The 247-nt window shown below is 67.6% G+C and carries 1 protein-coding gene; it reads left to right on the forward strand.

The annotated features are described in order from the left end of the window. Positions 1-247, forward strand: a 247-nt coding sequence (locus tag AC1RPY_RS08115) for a VOC family protein (RefSeq protein WP_481763173.1), incomplete at both ends; no start/stop codon positions are given.

Consider the following 247-nt stretch of genomic DNA (forward strand, 5'->3'; position numbering starts at 1 on the left):
CCGCCCGCTTCGACCCACCGGGCCTGCTGTTCTTCAACATCGGGATCGGCCGCCTCCTGCTGGACAAGTCCGCCCCGTCTTCGCTGGTCTACATCCAGGTGGACGATGTGGCCGAGACGATCGAGCGGCTGCGCGGCGACGGGGTGCGAGTGGTCACCGAGCCGCACGTGATCTTCACCCACCCCGACGACACGATCGGCCCGGCCGGCAACGACGAGTGGATGGCGTTCATCGAAGACAGCGAGGG

Source organism: Dellaglioa sp. CoH-56-MRSF-12 (assembly GCF_056782075.1).